General features: G+C 60.6%; 17 protein-coding genes. 13 read left to right on the top strand and 4 right to left on the bottom strand.

All coding sequences use genetic code 11. The annotated features are described in order from the left end of the window. Positions 1 to 20 precede the first annotated feature (20 nt). Positions 21 to 986, top strand: a complete 966-nt coding sequence (locus ACTJJ6_RS21095; RefSeq protein WP_206194934.1) for a quinone oxidoreductase family protein — start codon at positions 21 to 23, stop codon at positions 984 to 986. Positions 987 to 996: 10 nt separating this feature from the next. On the opposite strand, the gene ACTJJ6_RS21090 is transcribed toward ACTJJ6_RS21095, so the two are convergent. The 3 genes from ACTJJ6_RS21090 to ACTJJ6_RS21080 are packed head-to-tail and all read right to left on the bottom strand — an operon-like array spanning position 997 to position 3,606. Then, positions 997 to 1,524, bottom strand: coding sequence for a GNAT family N-acetyltransferase (locus ACTJJ6_RS21090; protein WP_049300399.1), 528 nt, complete (start codon positions 1,522 to 1,524; stop codon positions 997 to 999). After that, a complete protein-coding gene (locus ACTJJ6_RS21085; protein ID WP_016930000.1) occupies positions 1,524 to 2,942 on the bottom strand; it encodes an ATP-binding protein in 1,419 nt (472 codons plus the stop codon). The genes ACTJJ6_RS21090 and ACTJJ6_RS21085 overlap by 1 nt, the downstream gene beginning before the upstream one ends. A 4-nt stretch (positions 2,943 to 2,946) precedes the next feature. Next, positions 2,947 to 3,606, bottom strand: coding sequence for a response regulator (locus ACTJJ6_RS21080; protein ID WP_016929999.1), 660 nt, complete (start codon positions 3,604 to 3,606; stop codon positions 2,947 to 2,949). A gap of 189 nt (positions 3,607 to 3,795) precedes the next feature. On the opposite strand from ACTJJ6_RS21080, the gene ACTJJ6_RS21075 reads away from it, so the two are divergent. The 4 genes from ACTJJ6_RS21075 (at position 3,796) to ACTJJ6_RS21060 (ending at position 5,553) form a co-directional block, all read left to right on the top strand. Continuing rightward, positions 3,796 to 4,029, top strand: a complete 234-nt coding sequence (locus tag ACTJJ6_RS21075) for a hypothetical protein (RefSeq protein WP_016929998.1) — start codon at positions 3,796 to 3,798, stop codon at positions 4,027 to 4,029. Between the two features lie 96 nt (positions 4,030 to 4,125). Next, complete coding sequence (locus ACTJJ6_RS21070; RefSeq protein WP_440804082.1) at positions 4,126 to 4,872, top strand: SDR family oxidoreductase; 747 nt, start codon at positions 4,126 to 4,128, stop codon at positions 4,870 to 4,872. Positions 4,873 to 4,949: 77 nt separating this feature from the next. Then, positions 4,950 to 5,273, top strand: coding sequence for a BrnT family toxin (locus ACTJJ6_RS21065; protein WP_075205918.1), 324 nt, complete (start codon positions 4,950 to 4,952; stop codon positions 5,271 to 5,273). Further along, positions 5,236 to 5,553 (top strand): BrnA antitoxin family protein, encoded by a 318-nt coding sequence (locus tag ACTJJ6_RS21060; RefSeq protein WP_016929995.1) that lies wholly within the window; start codon positions 5,236 to 5,238, stop codon positions 5,551 to 5,553. Before ACTJJ6_RS21065 ends, ACTJJ6_RS21060 begins: the two co-directional genes overlap by 38 nt. 225 nt (positions 5,554 to 5,778) lie before the next feature. On the opposite strand, the gene ACTJJ6_RS21055 is transcribed toward ACTJJ6_RS21060, so the two are convergent. Next, entirely contained in the window at positions 5,779 to 6,423 is a 645-nt protein-coding gene (locus ACTJJ6_RS21055) for a GntR family transcriptional regulator (protein ID WP_169540627.1), read from the bottom strand. A 162-nt stretch (positions 6,424 to 6,585) separates the two neighbouring features. On the opposite strand from ACTJJ6_RS21055, the gene ACTJJ6_RS21050 reads away from it, so the two are divergent. From ACTJJ6_RS21050 to ACTJJ6_RS21015, 8 genes are all read left to right on the top strand, one after another. Next, positions 6,586 to 7,299 (top strand): DUF2848 domain-containing protein, encoded by a 714-nt coding sequence (locus ACTJJ6_RS21050; RefSeq protein WP_025304139.1) that lies wholly within the window; start codon positions 6,586 to 6,588, stop codon positions 7,297 to 7,299. Further along, a complete protein-coding gene (locus ACTJJ6_RS21045; protein WP_049300364.1) occupies positions 7,299 to 8,645 on the top strand; it encodes an amidase in 1,347 nt (448 codons plus the stop codon). Before ACTJJ6_RS21050 ends, ACTJJ6_RS21045 begins: the two co-directional genes overlap by 1 nt. 49 nt (positions 8,646 to 8,694) lie before the next feature. Continuing rightward, the gene (locus tag ACTJJ6_RS21040; RefSeq protein WP_016929991.1) at positions 8,695 to 9,348 is read left to right on the top strand and encodes a DUF4286 family protein; all 654 of its coding nucleotides are present in this window, start codon (positions 8,695 to 8,697) and stop codon (positions 9,346 to 9,348) included. Beyond that, positions 9,345 to 10,670, top strand: coding sequence for an MFS transporter (locus ACTJJ6_RS21035; protein WP_049300365.1), 1,326 nt, complete (start codon positions 9,345 to 9,347; stop codon positions 10,668 to 10,670). Before ACTJJ6_RS21040 ends, ACTJJ6_RS21035 begins: the two co-directional genes overlap by 4 nt. Before the next feature lie 311 nt (positions 10,671 to 10,981). Next, complete coding sequence (locus tag ACTJJ6_RS21030) at positions 10,982 to 11,800, top strand: DeoR/GlpR family DNA-binding transcription regulator (protein ID WP_016929989.1); 819 nt, start codon at positions 10,982 to 10,984, stop codon at positions 11,798 to 11,800. A gap of 48 nt (positions 11,801 to 11,848) precedes the next feature. Further along, the gene (locus ACTJJ6_RS21025) at positions 11,849 to 12,832 is read left to right on the top strand and encodes a substrate-binding domain-containing protein (RefSeq protein ID WP_079452408.1); all 984 of its coding nucleotides are present in this window, start codon (positions 11,849 to 11,851) and stop codon (positions 12,830 to 12,832) included. Positions 12,833 to 12,834: 2 nt separating this feature from the next. Continuing rightward, positions 12,835 to 14,352: a sugar ABC transporter ATP-binding protein gene (locus ACTJJ6_RS21020; RefSeq protein WP_028127692.1), complete on the top strand. Its 1,518-nt coding sequence runs from the start codon at positions 12,835 to 12,837 to the stop codon at positions 14,350 to 14,352. Then, a complete protein-coding gene (locus ACTJJ6_RS21015) occupies positions 14,345 to 15,331 on the top strand; it encodes an ABC transporter permease (protein WP_016929986.1) in 987 nt (328 codons plus the stop codon). The genes ACTJJ6_RS21020 and ACTJJ6_RS21015 overlap by 8 nt, the downstream gene beginning before the upstream one ends. The last annotated feature ends 10 nt before the right edge of the window (positions 15,332 to 15,341 follow it).

The raw sequence follows: 15,341 nt of genomic DNA, 5'->3' as shown, positions 1-15,341 counted from the left end.
CCACGATTTGAGGAGTCACCATGCAAGCGGCAATCGTAACAGCGCTGGGGCAAGCCCCGGTTTTCGGCACCTTTGAGGAGCCCCAGGCGCAGGTGAATGAAGTGCCGATCGACGTTCTGGCGGCCGGCATCAAACAGTTGGATCGCGCCACCGTCGCCGGCACCCACTATTCCAGCCCGAAGCAATTGCCGATTGTGCCCGGCACCGACGGCGTGGGCCGTACGGCGGACGGAAAACGGGTGTACTTTGCCTCCTTCCGCCGCCCTTACGGTGCGATGGCTGAGCGCAGCGTCGCTTCATGGACGGTGCCGGTGCCGGAGGCGGTGGACGACGCCACGGCGGCAGCGCTGATCAATCCGGCCTTCGCCGCCTGGCTGCCGCTGCGTTGGCGGGCGGATCTGCAGTCCGGTGAAACGGTGCTGATCATCGGCGCCACCGGCACCTCAGGCAAGCTGGCGGTTGCCGCGGCGCGTCAGGCAGGAGCAGGGCGTATCGTTGCCGCCGGCCGTCGGCTGAGCGTGCTGGAAGCGTTGGGCGTGGATGCCACGGTGGATCTGAGCCTGCAGGGCGAGGCGCTGACGCAGGCCTTCGCGGCGGCGGCGGGGCCGGGCGGTTATCAGGTGATCGTCGATTACATCTGGGGGCCGGCGACCGAAGCGCTGCTCGCGACCCTCAATAATCACGATCTCTCGTCTTACGCCGGCGGACGCGGCATTCGCTTGGTCAACGTCGGTTCGATGGCCGCGCCGGACATCCGGCTGCCGGCGGCGGTGTTGCGCAGTAATCAGCTGCAGATCCTCGGCAGCGGCACCGGCAACTTCCCACCGATCCCGGAAATGCAGCGCTACGCGATCGAGATTCTGGCGCTGGCGGCGACCGGAGCGCTCACTATCGAGACGCAGGAACACGCGTTGGCGGAGATCGCCGAGGTGTGGGATCTGAACAAGAAAAGTGACGTGCGTTCGGTGATACGCATCGCCCGTTAAGCCCCGGCCGTTAGCGGCAAGGGCAGACCAGATGAATATCCTCCGGCTCACGGGCGAACAATTCCGTATCCGGCTGTTCGATGAGTCGGCACCCTTGCGCCAGATAGAAGTCTACGGTGCTTTTATTGGGGATGGAGGAGACATACAGCCCGGCGGCGCCTTCTTGCGCCGCCTGACGCAGGCAGAGCTGGAACAGCTGCCTGCCTAACCCCTGGCCGCGTTTGTGCGCGCTGACGTAAAAGAACAGCAGCTGGCGCAGATCCCGCTGTGGGCCGCGCGGTTCGGTGTCCAGCGCCGCCGCCGCCGCGATCTCCTCGCCTTCGAACAGCGCGAAGAACGCCCCGCCGCGATCGAAGCACGCTTCGTGGATCGGCGTATAGGTTTCCCGATCGTGCGGATCCCAGCCGCGCACATCGTAGTAGTCCGGGTAGGGGTGCAACTTGCCGTCCTGCAGGCGATACAGAGTGTCGATAATTTCGCTGCGGTCGATATCCCATAGCCGGTCGAGTTGCTGCCGTTGTAGCAGAACAGGGGCAATCATGGTCGTTGTTCACTCTCAGTCTGTGGCCGGTAACTTTCCGGCAAATCGATGATGAAGCCGATGCCGCGATCGTCGAGGCCTTCGGTGACGCGCAGCTGCGCGCCGATTTTGTCGGCCAGGTTGCGGGCGATGGCCAATCCGAGCCCGCTGCCGGTTTGCTGCGTGCCGGGCACGCGGTAAAAGCGCTCAAACAGGCGGGAACGGTGTTCTTCGCTTACTCCTGGGCCGTTGTCGCGCAACGTAATATAGCAGCCGAGCGGCGCCAGCGAGCGGATATTGGCTTCGATGCGGCTGCCGGGCGGCGCGTATTTGAGCGCATTGTCCAGCAGATTGGTGAAGATGGCGATCAGCGCACGGCGATCGGTGCTCACCACCACATCCTCGCTGCCGTCGAGCGACAGTTCCACATCCTTTTCCAATGCATAGGGAACGTGCTGCGCGATGCATTTGCCAATTTCGGCGTAGATGTCCACCGCCTCAATCTTCAGCGGAAAATCTTCCGCCTCCAGCTTGGCCAGGTTGATCAGCTGGCGTGACAGCGACGCTGCGCGATCCAGCCCTTGCTGCATGTCGCCGATGATCTCCCGGCGCTCCTGCTGCTCGGTGACCTGGGTCAGCAAATGCAGCTGCGCCAGCACGGCGGCGATCGGCGTGCGCAGTTCGTGCGCGGCGTCGGCCATAAACCGTTTCTCGCGCTGATTGGCGGCGTCGATGCGCGCCATCAGTTTGTTGACCTCCATCACCACCGGCCGGATTTCCTGATACTGCTCGCTGACGTTGATCGGCGACAGGTTGCCAGGCTGGCGATCGGAGATGGTGCGGGCGATCTGGCGCAGCGGCCGCAGGCTGAAATAGGCGGTAAACAGCAAGGTGACGATGATGGCCGCCAGAATGCCCAGCAGTGGTACGGCGGTGCTCTCCGCCGGATTGCCGAACAGCGTGGTGCGATCGTTGAACGATTCGCCGACGATCACCCGGTACTGGCGCTTTTCGCTCCAGCTGCCGGCGAGATGCCAGTTGGCGCCGGCGTAATTGACGGAACCGGACAGCACCGAAGGCGGCAGGCGCAGCGGCTCTCCCTGCGTTTGCGAACTGTAAAGCACCCGGTTGTCTCGATCGTAAACCACAAACAGCGGGTGATAGTCGATTTCATCCTGCATGCCGTTATTGATGGAATCAATGTACATGCCTTCAATAGTCTTGATGATGCCGCGGTAATCGATATTGTCAGTGCCTGTTTCGTCGAGAATATTGGCGATGCCTGCAGCGACGATGCGTTGCTGGTTATCGAAATATTTCTCCATGTCGGGGTAATACCAATATTTTACCCAGGCGACGAGGAGCCCCCACAACAATAAAATGGCCAGCACCTGGAAAATAATGGTGCGCATAAAGAAGGATTTGAAACCGATCATTCCGCTACTCTTTCTTCAGCAAATAGCCAATGCCGCGTACGGTAATCACTCTTTCTTTACCGATCTTGCGCCGTAAATTATGCATGTGCACTTCCAGCGAGTTGCTTTCCACGCTGTCGCCGTGGCCGAACAGCCGCTGCTCCAACACCGCTTTGCGCACCACGGTGCCGGCGCAACGCATCAGTTCGTGCAGCAGGTGATACTCTTTTTTCGACAGCATCAGCAATTCGTTATCCAGCATGACCTGATGGTTGACCGGATCGAGATACAGCGCGCCGAGGCTCCAGGTTTGTGACGCGAAGCCCGCCATGCGCCGGTTGACCGCCTTGACGCGCGAGATGAGTTCGGGCAGCGCAAAGGGTTTGGCCAGAAAGTCGTCCGCGCCGGAGTCCAGGCTGTTCACCAGGCTTTCAATGCGGTCGCGGGCGGTCAGGATGATGATCGGGATATTTTGCCCGGCGGCGCGCCAGGCGATCAGCTTCTGCAAACCGTCGCCGTCCGGCAGCGTGAGATCCAGCAGCATCAGATCGAATCCGCCGGATGAAAGTTTATTTTCCGCGTCGGCGATCAGGCGCACCCAGCACAAATTAAAGCCGGCCAGCTCCAATGCGCGGCACAGCGCTTTGCCTAATTGCAGGTCGTCTTCCACCAACAGTATGTTCACGTTATTTCCGCTGAGATCCTTGAGTCGCGCTTATCTAACTATAACGCTGACGGGAAGACAACGGGGAAACCTGCTCGGCCTGCGCGTTCTTAAGCAAACCTTAATCTGGCTTTAATCTCGCGTTAAGGGAGCACGGAAGAATTTCAGTTATTTTGCTGCCATTCGAAATCATGGCTGGGGGAGCGAAACATGCAGACTGAAGGTTTCCCGAACGCGGGCGCCTCGCGGCGGCTGATGTATTCAAGCGTGGCGATGCTGCTCGTTCTGTTGCTGTTGTCTTTTCGCGGTGATGCGCAGAGCCATAGCCACGGCGGCCATCATGCTTCCGCTTTGCAGCGGGTGCATCAGGCGGCGGCGACGGATGCTTACGGCTGCGCCAAGTCGCGCATTAAAAAGCAGCTGCGCCGCCTGGCTCAGCTTTGAAGCGGTTTTTAGGACGCCGCTCTATACTCTGACGGGCATACGGGGCGCCTGCGGGCAGGCCGCTGTGTTGATATCGTTAACCAGAGAAAAAACAGTATGACGAAAGTGGCATTGGTAACCGGCGCAAGCCGGGGGATTGGCCGCGCGACCGCTCTGCTGCTGGCCCGGCAGGGCTATGCGGTGGGCGTGAATTACCTGCGTGACGAAAATGCGGCGCGCCAGGTGGTGGCGGAGATCGAGGCGCAGGGCGGCAAGGCGCTAGCGCTGCAGGCCGACGTGGCCGATGAAGCGCAGGTGATGGCGATGTTCAGGGCGCTGGATGCCGGGCTGGGCACGCTCAGCGCGCTGGTCAACAACGCCGGCATTCTGTTCCGGCAGGCGAACATTGAACAGTTGACCGCCGAGCGCATCAATCAGGTGCTCGGCACTAACGTCACCGGTTACTTCCTGTGTTGCCGCGAGGCGGTGAAACGCATGGCGCAGCGTCATGGCGGGCAGGGCGGCGCTATCGTCAATGTGTCTTCCGCCGCTTCTCGTTTAGGCGCGCCGGGGGAGTACGTGGATTATGCCGCCTCGAAAGGCGCCGTCGATTCATTGATCATCGGGCTATCGCTGGAGGTGGCGGCGCAGGGCATCCGCGTCAACGGCGTGCGGCCTGGGCTTATCTATACCGAGATACACGCCAGCGGTGGCGAACCCGGCCGGGTGGATCGCGTGAAGAGCAGTTTGCCGATGCAGCGCGGCGGCCAGCCGCAGGAAGTGGCGGAGGCGATCGCCTGGCTGCTGTCTGACGCCGCGTCTTACGTGACCGGCACCTTTATCGAGGCCGCAGGCGGGCGTTGAACGCATCCGGAGAATTTTGACATCCCTTCGGAGGTGAGGTATCTTGATTAAATAACAACCAAAATGTAGTTACAAAAATGTATGTTTATTTTGAATGGAATCAGGATAAAAATCACAGTAACCAGTGCAAACACCGTGTCAGTTTTGAGATAGCGCAACGGGTTTTTCTGGATCCCAACCATTTGGCTGTGCTGGAAAGGATCGAGGATGGAGAAGAACGTTGGCAAACGATCGGTATGGTCGGATCCTGTTTGCTGTTGCTGGTGGCACATACGACGATCGAAACGGATGTCGAAGGCGATACAGTAGAGATCGTGCGTATCATTTCAGCACGCAAGGCCGATGGCAAAGAGAGGGGAAGATATGAAGCGCAAAAATTCCGCCAAAAATCTGGCCCATAGCGTACTCCCGCCGTTGACGGAGGAGCAGAAAGCGCAAATTGCTTCACTGAGTGCGTTGCCGGACGAGGGCATCGATTATGCCGATGCGCCGGCGCTGGGGGAAGAAACGTGGCAGACTGCGGTTCAGGGGCGTTTTTATAAGCCGATGAAAGTATCAAAAACCATCCGAATCGATGCGGATGTGTTGGCCTGGCTTCAGCGGCCAGGCAAAGGCTATCAGAAACGCCTGAACGCCGTGTTGCGTGAGGCGATGTTGAAAGAGCATGAGCACGAGGAATAATGTGTGTCAGGCGGCTAACGATCCGGTGAGATTCTCACCGGATTTTTTTTGCAGTTTTTTAAGGCAACACCTGCCAACGTCGGCCACCTCTCGATGGAGCTCGATCAAAACTATAAAAACGGTCATTCCGCGGAGCGTGAAATGTGACCGTTTACCGTTTATCTCCTGCTCATCGGCAGAACAGGGTCATCATAACTATTCCCGGTAATATCCTGCGCCGCGGGGTTACCCGTCGTGCAGCAGCGCAGTGCGGAATGACAGGATATGCGCCTGCGCGGCCTCGGCGGCGGCGGCGCTGTCTTGTGCGGCCAGCGCGGCGATAATTGCCCGGTGTTCGTCGATCACTTCGCGCATATGCCCTTCCCGCGACAGGGTGCTGGCCCAAAAGCGCTGCGCCCTGGCATGCAGTACACTCAGGATATCCGCCAGCATGTTATTGCCGGCGATCTGCGCCAGTTCCTGGTGAAATTCATGGTCGAGTGTCATCATGCGCACCCTATCTCGCTCCTGGCTCGCGGCTTCGATTTGCCGATTGAGTTCGGTCAGCGTCGCTATCTGCCTCTCGGTAATCTTCTGGCTCGCCAGCCGCATACACAGCATCTCGTTAGCCAGCCTTACTTCGATCAATTCCAACGCATCGTCCATCGACAACGGTGAAACCATCACGCCTTTGCGCGGGATGACCTGCAATAACCCCTCGTTGGCCAAGCGGTGGATTGCCTGATTGATCGGCGTTCTGCCCATATCCAGGTCGTTCATCACCTGCGCGGTATTGAGATATTCGCCCGGCTTGTAGCTGAGTGTGACCAGCGCCTGTTTGAAACGCCGGTAGGCCAGCTCGTTCAGTGACACGCCGGCTTCTTCCGTCATCGGGCGCTGCGGGCTTTCTGCGTCAACAGTCTTCACGTTTTGCTCCTGCAAGAAGAAAGTTTTTAGACATAGTACACAAAAACATGGCATGGAAATCGCTTATTTGGTAACTAAAGATATAGTGAAATTTCACAGTGTTTTAACAAAAGGGGCGAAACTGCCATGAGACTGACCTTCACTTTACCTGAATCCTGCGGCGCGGCGACGTTGAATGTTGAGATTGATCATCTGGTGATCGCCGGTTGGACCGGACGCGATCGCGAGGCGATCTTGCACCATATTCGTGAATTGGCCGAGCTGGGCGTGCCCCAGCCCAGTGCAATCCCCCTGTTTTACCGCGTTGCCGCCAATCAGTTGAGCCAGCAAGAGACCATTGAAGTCATTGGCAACGCGACGTCCGGCGAAGTGGAGCCGCTGATTTTTGCCCACCGCGGCGAACTGTTCGTGTCATTGGCGTCCGATCACACCGATCGTCAACTCGAAGCGCACAGCGTGGCGCTGTCGAAACAGATTTGCGTTAAACCGGTGGCGCGAGCCGCCTGGCCGCTGCAGGAGGTGTTGGAACATTGGGACAGTTTGATCTTGCGTTCGTGGATCAGAGAAGAGGGCGAATGGCGATTGTATCAACAGGGCTGCCTTGCCGCGTTGCGTACGCCCGGTGATTTGCTGGAACGTTACTTCACCGGTATGCAGCCGCCGGAGTGCGGGCTGGCGCAGCCGCAAACGCCCGACGGGTTGGCGATGACTTGCGGCACGGTGGCGGCGATCGGCGGCATTCGGCCGGCTGGCGAGTTTCGCATGGAACTGGTGGACGACGTGCTCGGGCGAACCATCAGTCATCGCTACCGCAGCATCGAACTGCCGGTGGTGGCGTAATGAAAAAGCTGACTTTGATGCAGGCCACCGCCGGGCTGGCTAGCGGTGAGCTCACCGCAGTGCAACTCACCACCGCCGCTTTGGCGCAGATCGTCGATGAGCGGGGAGAGGGGGGGCGCGCATTTACGCGTACCTACACCGAGTGGGCGCAACGGCAAGCGCAGGCCTCCGATCGGCGACGCGCCGCCGGCTCGCCTCTGTCGGCGCTGGATGGCGTGCCGATCTCGGTCAAGGACCTGTTTGACGTGGCCGGTGAGGTGACCACGGCCGGTTCGCGCGTATTAGCGGACGCGCCAGCCGCTGAAAAACACGCTGCGGTAGTGGAACGGCTGTTGCAAGCCGGCGCGGTGGTGGTTGGCAAAACGACGATGACGGAGTTCGCCTATTCCGGTCTGGGCATCAATCCGCATTACGGGACGCCGGCCAATCCTTGGGAGCGCCAGGCGGCGCGCATTCCCGGCGGCTCCTCTTCCGGTGCGGCGGTGGCGGTGGCCGACGGCATGTGCCTGGGCGCGATTGGCAGCGATACCGGCGGGTCGGTACGCATTCCCGCCGCGCTGTGCGGGTTGACCGGTTATAAACCCACTGCACGGCGCATCAATGACGCCGGCTTACTGCCGTTGTCGCCTTCGCTGGATTCGATCGGCGTGATCGCTCATGACGTCGCCAGCTGTATTGCGCTGGATGCACTGATTGCCGACTGTCCGCTGCGGGTGCCGCAAAAAACGTTGGCGCAGGCGCATTTTGCCGTGCCGCAAGCGGTGGTGCTGGATGAACTGCAGCCGGAAGTCGCCGGGGCGTTCCAGCGCAGCCTGCAATGCCTGAGTCAGGCAGGCGCACGTATTGAATTTATCCCCGCCACGGCGTTCGCCGAGCTGGCGGCGATCAATGCCGATGGCGGTTTCACCGCGCTGGAGTCCTGGCGCTGGCATCAAGCGTTGATCGCTGAACGGGGCGATGGTTATGACCCAAGGGTGCTGTCGCGCATTCGCCGCGGCGCATCCTTGGGCGACGCCGAGCTGCAGCTGTTGCAGCGACAACGCGCCGGCTGGCAGCGGCGAGTTACGGCGGAGCTGCAGAGTTTTGACGCTTTGCTGATGCCGACCGTGCCGATGATTGCGCCAACTATCGGCGAGCTGGCGGCGGATGATGCCTACTTCCGTTGCAACGGACTGATGCTGCGCAATCCCGCGATCATCAATTTCCTCGACGGTTGCGCGTTGTCCTTGCCTTGCCAACAGCCAGGAGAGGCGCCGGTCGGACTGATGCTGGCTGGGTTGCCGATGCGTGATGAGGCGTTGTTGGGGTGGGCGCTGGCGATCGAACGCTGCCTCGCCGACGCGTGATTTTCCGGTGGGCGCAGGCCTGCCTTTTGAGATGACCAGGAGAATATCCATGAACGATTCCCAGAACGGAATGCTGTTTGTCGCGACGGATGTCGCCACGCAGGATGATGCGGATTTCAATCGCTGGTATGACCGCGAACATGTGGAGGAGCGAGTGCGGGTGCCCGGTTTTTTATCCGGCACCCGCTATCGGGCATTGCAGGGGGGGCGTCAATATTTGGGGTTGTATAAAACCGAATCATTGGCCAGTTTTACCTCCGAAGCCTATCGCGCCGCGTTTCAACACCAAACGCCATGGTCGGTGGCGAGCCTGGAGAAAATGCGTGATCCAATGCGCAGAGTGTGTGCGGTGGAGGCGGTCACTGGCCAAGGGTGCGGCAGTCATCTCTGTATCTTTGTGCTGCCGTCGGCGGCATCGGAAGCGCTGCATGCCCGCGTCTTGCAATTGGGTGCGCAGCTGGCTGAACAGCCCGGATTCGTGCGCAGCAGCCTGTTGACGCCGGATGCCGAACTCAGTTCCCCGCTGCCGAAAGAATCGCGAGAAAACCGCCGAATGTTGCCGATGCTATTGATCGAAAGCAGCGACGCCGAAGCCGGCCTGCGTTTAAGCGAGCAGGCCGCTGAAGCGCTGAACATGCCCGCCGCCGATGCCTGGCATTATGCCCTTGGCTGGCAACTGACCGCACAGGAGCTGACATCATGAATGCATACACCACTGAAACGGCACAGGCTGCCGCACCGGCCGCAGAAAGCACCGCCGCACCGCCCAATACCGGCAAACTGGCGGCGGCCAGCTCGATCGGCACGGCGCTGGAATGGTACGATTTCACCGTCTACAACATCATGGCCGCGTTGATTTTCAACCATGTATTCTTCCCATCGTTCGATCCGCTGGTGGGCACGATTCTGGCTTTCTCCACTTATGCGGTGGGTTATGTTTCCCGGCCGATCGGTGGCATCGTATTCGGCCACCTTGGCGATGTGTTGGGACGGCGCTTTGTACTGGTCACCACGCTGGTGATCATGGGCGTGACCACGGCGCTGATGGGATTGCTGCCCGGCTACGCCAGCTGGGGGATTTGGAGCCCGCTGCTGCTGGTGACGCTGCGCTTTATTCAGGGCATTGCGCTGGGCGGAGAATGGGCGGGTGCGGTACTGTTGTCGATGGAACACGGCAAGCCGCATCAGCGCGGGCGCAACGCGTCCTTTGCTCAGGTAGGGCCGTCCTGCGGTTCGCTGATCGGCACAGGCCTCATTACGTTGGTGACGTTGGCGATGTCGGCGGACGATTTCCAGCAATGGGGCTGGCGGATCCCGTTCCTGCTGAGTCTGGTGCTGGTCATCTTCGGTTTGTGGCTGCGCCGGGGGGTGGGTGAGACGCCGGCATTTTTACAACTGGAGGCGTCGAAAGATGTTACGCAGTCGCCGATCCGCGAAGTCTTCACGCAGCACATGCGTCCACTGCTGATCGCCGGCGGATCGCGAATCGGCTCTGACGTGCTCTATGCGTTGGTGGTCGTGTTCACGTTGACCTACGTCACCACCGTGCTGAATCTGCCGCGCCCTCTGGCGCTGGGTGCCACCATGCTGGGGGCGATAGGCAACGCCGTCGCAGTACCGCTGTTCGGCGCGTTGTCGGATCGCTTCGGCCGTCGTCCGGTGTATATCGGCGGTGCATTGGCGGCGATAGTGTGGGCGTTTGCGTTCTTTGTCCTGCTCGACAGCAGTCAACCGGTGTTGATCTGCATGGCTGTGGTGATTGGGCTGTTGATCCATGCGGCGATGTATGGGCCACAGGCGGCATTCATCACGGAACAGTTCCCGACACGGGTGCGTTATGCCGGATCTTCGTTAGCCTATACCTTGGCGGGGATTATCGGTGGCGGCTTTGCCCCGCTGATCATCACTTCTTTGTTTAAATCTTACGACAGCACGCTGGCGATTTCCGCCTATGTCGCGTTGGCTCTGCTTATCACGCTTTGGGCGGTATGGGCGGCGCGGGAAACGGCGCATAAGCCGCTGTAAATAGAACGCCGGGCTACTTTGGGCCCGGCGTTCGGTCAAAACCACACAAACGGTCATTAACGGTCATGCTGCGGAACGTGGAATTGTGACCGTTTACCGTTTCTCGCCAGTCTGCCTCAGGCGGTCGCGCATCATAACTGTCTGTTACTCCACACTTTCGTAATTATTCATTTCATTTCCTTCCCGATTTTTTTGACAACTATCACAGCGCGATCGTTGCCCGATCGCGGGGCGATGCGCTTTGCGTCTGCGCGCAAAACGCGGCGCGGCAAATCGATATCGTAATCATCGTCGTGGAGGAGAAAAGAAACATGCTGCCTGTAGAACGTCATCGCTTTATCACCGAAGTCTTGAGCCAGCGCGGCCGCGTGATGGTGCAGGAGGTGGCGCAGCTGTGCCACATCTCTATCGAGACGGCGCGGCGTGATCTGGCCCTGCTTGAACGGCGCGGCCTGCTGCTGCGCAGCCACGGCGGCGCGGTGTTCGTCGAGCCGCCGGCGGCGGAGAAAACCTATGTGCCCGCCGAGATAGACCAGGGGGAATCTTTCCGCCAGCGCAGCAACGAGGCGCCGGAGCAGAAGACGCGCATCGCCAAACGCGCGCTGGAGTTTATCGCGCCGGGGGATTGCCTGCTGTTGGACAGCAGCTCTACCAGCTGGTTTTTGGCGCGCCAGCTGCCGGATATCTCGCTGGTGGTGCTGACCAATTCGCTGCACATCATCCAGACGCTGGCCTGCAAGGCCAACGTGCGCACCATCGGCCTGGGGGGCGAGTATTCCGCCAAGTACGAGGATTTTATCGGCGTGCTGGCGGAGCAGATGCTGAAAGAGTTCGTGATCAACAAGCTGTTCTTCTCCTGCCACGGCATTTGCCAGGACGGCGGCATCCGCGAGAGCAACGAGCACCATGCGCGGTTGAAGCAACAGATGCTGCTGGCCTCGGAGCGCAAGTTCCTGCTGGTGGACAGCAACAAGTTCGGCCGCCGCTCGTTCGCGCGTATCTGCCACTACCGGGAGATAGATACCTTAATCACCGACAGGCTTGGCGACGACGAATTTCGTCAGGAACTGGCCTGGAACAACGTCGACGTGATTGAAGTTTCACCCGCCGCGAAAAGGGCGGCGCGATAACAACAACGAAAACCCTTTATTACAGCCAACACTTGTGGAGAGAGAACAATGAAAAAATCCGTACTGGTCGGTCTGTTTGCCTCGCTGCTGCTGTCGGTCTCCGCGCAGGCGGCGGACAAGCTGAAAATGGGCGTGGTGGTGAAGATCGGCGGCATTCCCTGGTTCAACGCCATGGAGGCCGGCATCAAAAGCGAGAGCGCCAAACGCGGTATCGACGCCTGGATGGTCGGGCCGACGGCGGCGGATCCGGCGCTGCAGGTGCGCGCCATCGAGGATCTGATCGCGCAGAAGGTGGACATCATCGGCGTGGTGCCGAACGACGCCCGGGTGCTGGAGCCGGTGCTCAAGCGCGCGCAGGAAGCGGGCATCAAGGTGATCGTGCACGAATCCCCCGGCCAGAAGTACGCCGACTGGGATTTTGAGCTGGTGGACGCCTCGCAGCACGGGGTCAACCACATGAAAGCGCTGGCCGCCTGCATGAAAGAGCAGGGCAAGTACGCGGTATACGTCGGCAGCCTGACGGTGCCGCTGCACATCACCTGGTCGGACTCGGCCATCAACTACCAGAAGCAGCACTACCCGAACATGCAGCTGGTGGGCGACAAGTTCGGCGTGGGGGAATCGCTGGATGACAGCGTACGCACCACCAACGATCTGATGGCCAAGTATCCCGATCTGAAAGGCGTGCTGGCGTTCGGTTCGCAGGGGCCGATCGGCGCCGGGCGCGCGGTGCTCAACCGCGGAAAAATCAACGATATCTGCGTCATCGGGCCGTTCAGCCCGGGGCAGGGCGCTTCGCTGGTCAATCGCGGCGCCATCAAGGGCGGTTATATCTGGAATCCGATGGTGGCGGGCGAAGTGTTCGTGCGCATCGCTGACATGATGCACAAGGGCGAAAAAATCACCGATGGCATGACCATCGAAGGCATGGGCAAGGTGCAGGTGGATGCGCAGCAGCACACCATTCTCGGCAACGCCACCGAAAGCCTGGATAAGCAAAACTTGCCGAAGCTGGTGAAGATGGGGCTGTAATCATGGCGATTTCCGGCAATACGGCAATGCAGGGCGCGCCGCTTATCGAACTGCAACAGCTGTCGATGACCTTTGGCGGGCAGCGCGCGCTGAACGATATTTCATTGGCGCTGATGCCGGGGGAGGTGCACTGCCTGGCCGGCACCAATGGCTGCGGCAAGAGCACGCTGATCAAGGCGATCGCCGGCGTGTATCAACCGGATGATGGCAGCCGTATTACTCTTGATGGGCAAACCTTCGGCCGACTGTCGCCGGATCAGGCGCGCGCCTTCGGCATTCAGGTGATCTATCAGGATCTGTCGCTGTTTCCCAACCTGACGGTGGCGGAAAACATCGCCTTTGAGCACAACCTGCGCGGGCTGTTGGGGTGGCACCGCCCGGCCAGGCTGCGGCGCGCCGCCGAGCGCCTGCTGCAGGCGCTGAGTTTTAATCTGGATCTCGACAAACGGGTGGCGGAGTTGCCGATCGCCCAGCGCCAGCAGGTGGCGATCTGCCGCGCGCTGGTGGCGGAAGCGCGGCTGGTGATCATGGATGAACCGACAGCCTCGCTGACCCGCACCGAAGTCAACCAGTTGCTGCGTACGGTGGACTATCTGAAAGCGCAGGGCATCTGCGTGGTGTTCGTCAGCCACCGGCTGGACGAAGTGCTGGAGATCTCGGATCGCGTCACGGTGATCCGCGACGGTAACAAAGTCGGCACCTGGCCGGCGGCGGAGATCACCGGCGATCGTCTGACCGAGCTGATGACCGGCTTGAAGCTGGATTATCGCCTGAAGTCACCGAGCATGAATAAGGATCGGGTGATGCTGGAGGCGGATCGTCTCAGCCGCGCCGGGCAGTATCAGGATGTGAGCTTCCGGCTGCATCAGGGGGAGGTGCTCGGGCTGTGCGGGTTGCTCGGCTCCGGGCGCACCGAGCTGGCGCTGAGCCTGTTCGGCATGACCCGGCCGGACAGCGGCAAACTCTACCTCGACAGCAAACCGGTGCGCTTTCGCGGCCATGAGGACGCGATCAAGGCCGGCATCGGCTACGTCTCGGAGGATCGCCTGACGCTGGGGCTGGTGCAGCAACAGTCGGTGGCGGATAACGCGGTGCTGACCATTCTCGATAAGCTGCGCGGGCGCTTTCGCCTGATCGACGACTACCGCAAGAATCGCATCGTCGCGGAGTGGATCGCCAAGCTCGGCGTGCGGGTGGCGGATCCGGATCAGGCGGTTTCGACGCTGTCCGGCGGCAATCAGCAAAAGATCGTGCTGGCCAAGTGGGTGCTGACCCAGCCGCGGATCCTGATCCTCGATTCGCCGACCGTCGGCGTCGACGTCGGCGCCAAGGCCAGCATCTACCAACTGATCCATCTGCTGGCGCAGGAGGGGATCGCCATTTTGCTGATCTCCGACGAGGTGCCGGAGGTGTATTACAACTGCGATCGGGTGCTGCACTTCAGCGGCGGCAGCGTGATCGGCGAATACCTGCCGGGGCAGGTGAGCCAGCAACAGCTGGCGGAGGCGGTCAATGCGTAGATTCAGTTTGAAACCGCGCGGCAACGAAGGCTATCTGGCCTGGGTACTGCTGCTGACGGTCATCGTCTTTTCACTGCTTAGCGATCGTTTTTTGACGGTGCAAAACCTGCTCGATCTCAGCGAAAGCTACGCGGTGAGCGGCATATTCGCCCTCGGCCTGTTTGTGGTGCTGGTGACCGGCGGCATCGATATCTCCTTCGCCGCGGTCGCCTCGGTGGTGCAGTACCTGATCGCCACGCTGGCGACGCACTACGGCCTGGCCAACCCGGCGGGCAGCATTTTGCTGGCGTTGGCGTTCGGCGCCGCGCTCGGCATGGTCAACGCGCTGCTGATCTACTGCCTGCGTATCGTCTCGATCATTGTCACCATCAGCATGCAGGCGTTGTTGTTCGGCATGCTGATGTGGTTGACCAACGGCCGCAGCCTGTACGCATTGCCGGACTGGTGGACGTTGCCGCGCAGCGTGCTGCCGTTCCAACTGGGTGAACAGAGCTATCAGCTCGGTTTGCCGACGCTGGTGATGCTGGCGGTGGCGCTGTTGACCTGGCTGCTGCTGAACAAAACGCACCTCGGGCGCCAGCTGTTTGCCGTGGGCGGTGATGCGGAGTCGGCGCGGCGCATCGGCATCCGCGTTGGCCTGCTGCATCTGTTCGCCTATGGCTATCTGGGCGCGATGGCGGCGATCGGCGGCCTGGTGCAGGTGTATCGCATGGGGGAAGTGGTGCCCAACGCGCTGGTGGGCGGGGAGCTCGACGTGCTGGCGGCGGCGGTGCTGGGCGGCGCCAGCCTGAATGGCGGCAAGGGCAGCGTGGTCGGCACGCTGATGGGCGTCTTCCTGATCGGCGTGCTGAAAAACGGCCTCAACCTGATCGGCGTGTCCAGCTACTTCATGAACGTGGTGATCGGTCTGGTGATCGTCGCGGCGATCACCGTCACTCACTACAAGAAACGCAAAGAAACCGACGTTGGTTTCGCCTGAGGAGCGCCTG

Source organism: Serratia sp. 22278 (assembly GCF_052045405.1).
Lineage (GTDB): Bacteria > Pseudomonadota > Gammaproteobacteria > Enterobacterales > Enterobacteriaceae > Serratia > Serratia marcescens.
This window is presented reverse-complemented; position numbering and strand designations above follow the sequence as displayed.

Bases quoted from the DNA above. Each gene is read 5' to 3' on its own strand.
- ACTJJ6_RS21075 (WP_016929998.1), top strand. From the start codon at position 3,796: ATGCAGACTGAAGGTTTCCCGAACGCGGGCGCCTCGCGGCGGCTGATG.
- ACTJJ6_RS21030 (WP_016929989.1), top strand. From the start codon at position 10,982: ATGCTGCCTGTAGAACGTCATCGCTTTATCACCGAAGTCTTGAGCCAG.
- ACTJJ6_RS21020 (WP_028127692.1), top strand. From the start codon at position 12,835: ATGGCGATTTCCGGCAATACGGCAATGCAGGGCGCGCCGCTTATCGAA.
- ACTJJ6_RS21015 (WP_016929986.1), top strand. From the start codon at position 14,345: ATGCGTAGATTCAGTTTGAAACCGCGCGGCAACGAAGGCTATCTGGCC.
- ACTJJ6_RS21085 (WP_016930000.1), bottom strand. From the start codon at position 2,942: ATGATCGGTTTCAAATCCTTCTTTATGCGCACCATTATTTTCCAGGTG.
- ACTJJ6_RS21055 (WP_169540627.1), bottom strand. From the start codon at position 6,423: ATGACGGAAGAAGCCGGCGTGTCACTGAACGAGCTGGCCTACCGGCGT.
- ACTJJ6_RS21095 (WP_206194934.1), top strand. From the start codon at position 21: ATGCAAGCGGCAATCGTAACAGCGCTGGGGCAAGCCCCGGTTTTCGGC.
- ACTJJ6_RS21025 (WP_079452408.1), top strand. From the start codon at position 11,849: ATGAAAAAATCCGTACTGGTCGGTCTGTTTGCCTCGCTGCTGCTGTCG.
- ACTJJ6_RS21070 (WP_440804082.1), top strand. From the start codon at position 4,126: ATGACGAAAGTGGCATTGGTAACCGGCGCAAGCCGGGGGATTGGCCGC.
- ACTJJ6_RS21050 (WP_025304139.1), top strand. From the start codon at position 6,586: ATGAGACTGACCTTCACTTTACCTGAATCCTGCGGCGCGGCGACGTTG.
- ACTJJ6_RS21045 (WP_049300364.1), top strand. From the start codon at position 7,299: ATGAAAAAGCTGACTTTGATGCAGGCCACCGCCGGGCTGGCTAGCGGT.
- ACTJJ6_RS21040 (WP_016929991.1), top strand. From the start codon at position 8,695: ATGAACGATTCCCAGAACGGAATGCTGTTTGTCGCGACGGATGTCGCC.
- ACTJJ6_RS21060 (WP_016929995.1), top strand. From the start codon at position 5,236: ATGAAGCGCAAAAATTCCGCCAAAAATCTGGCCCATAGCGTACTCCCG.
- ACTJJ6_RS21035 (WP_049300365.1), top strand. From the start codon at position 9,345: ATGAATGCATACACCACTGAAACGGCACAGGCTGCCGCACCGGCCGCA.
- ACTJJ6_RS21065 (WP_075205918.1), top strand. From the start codon at position 4,950: ATGTATGTTTATTTTGAATGGAATCAGGATAAAAATCACAGTAACCAG.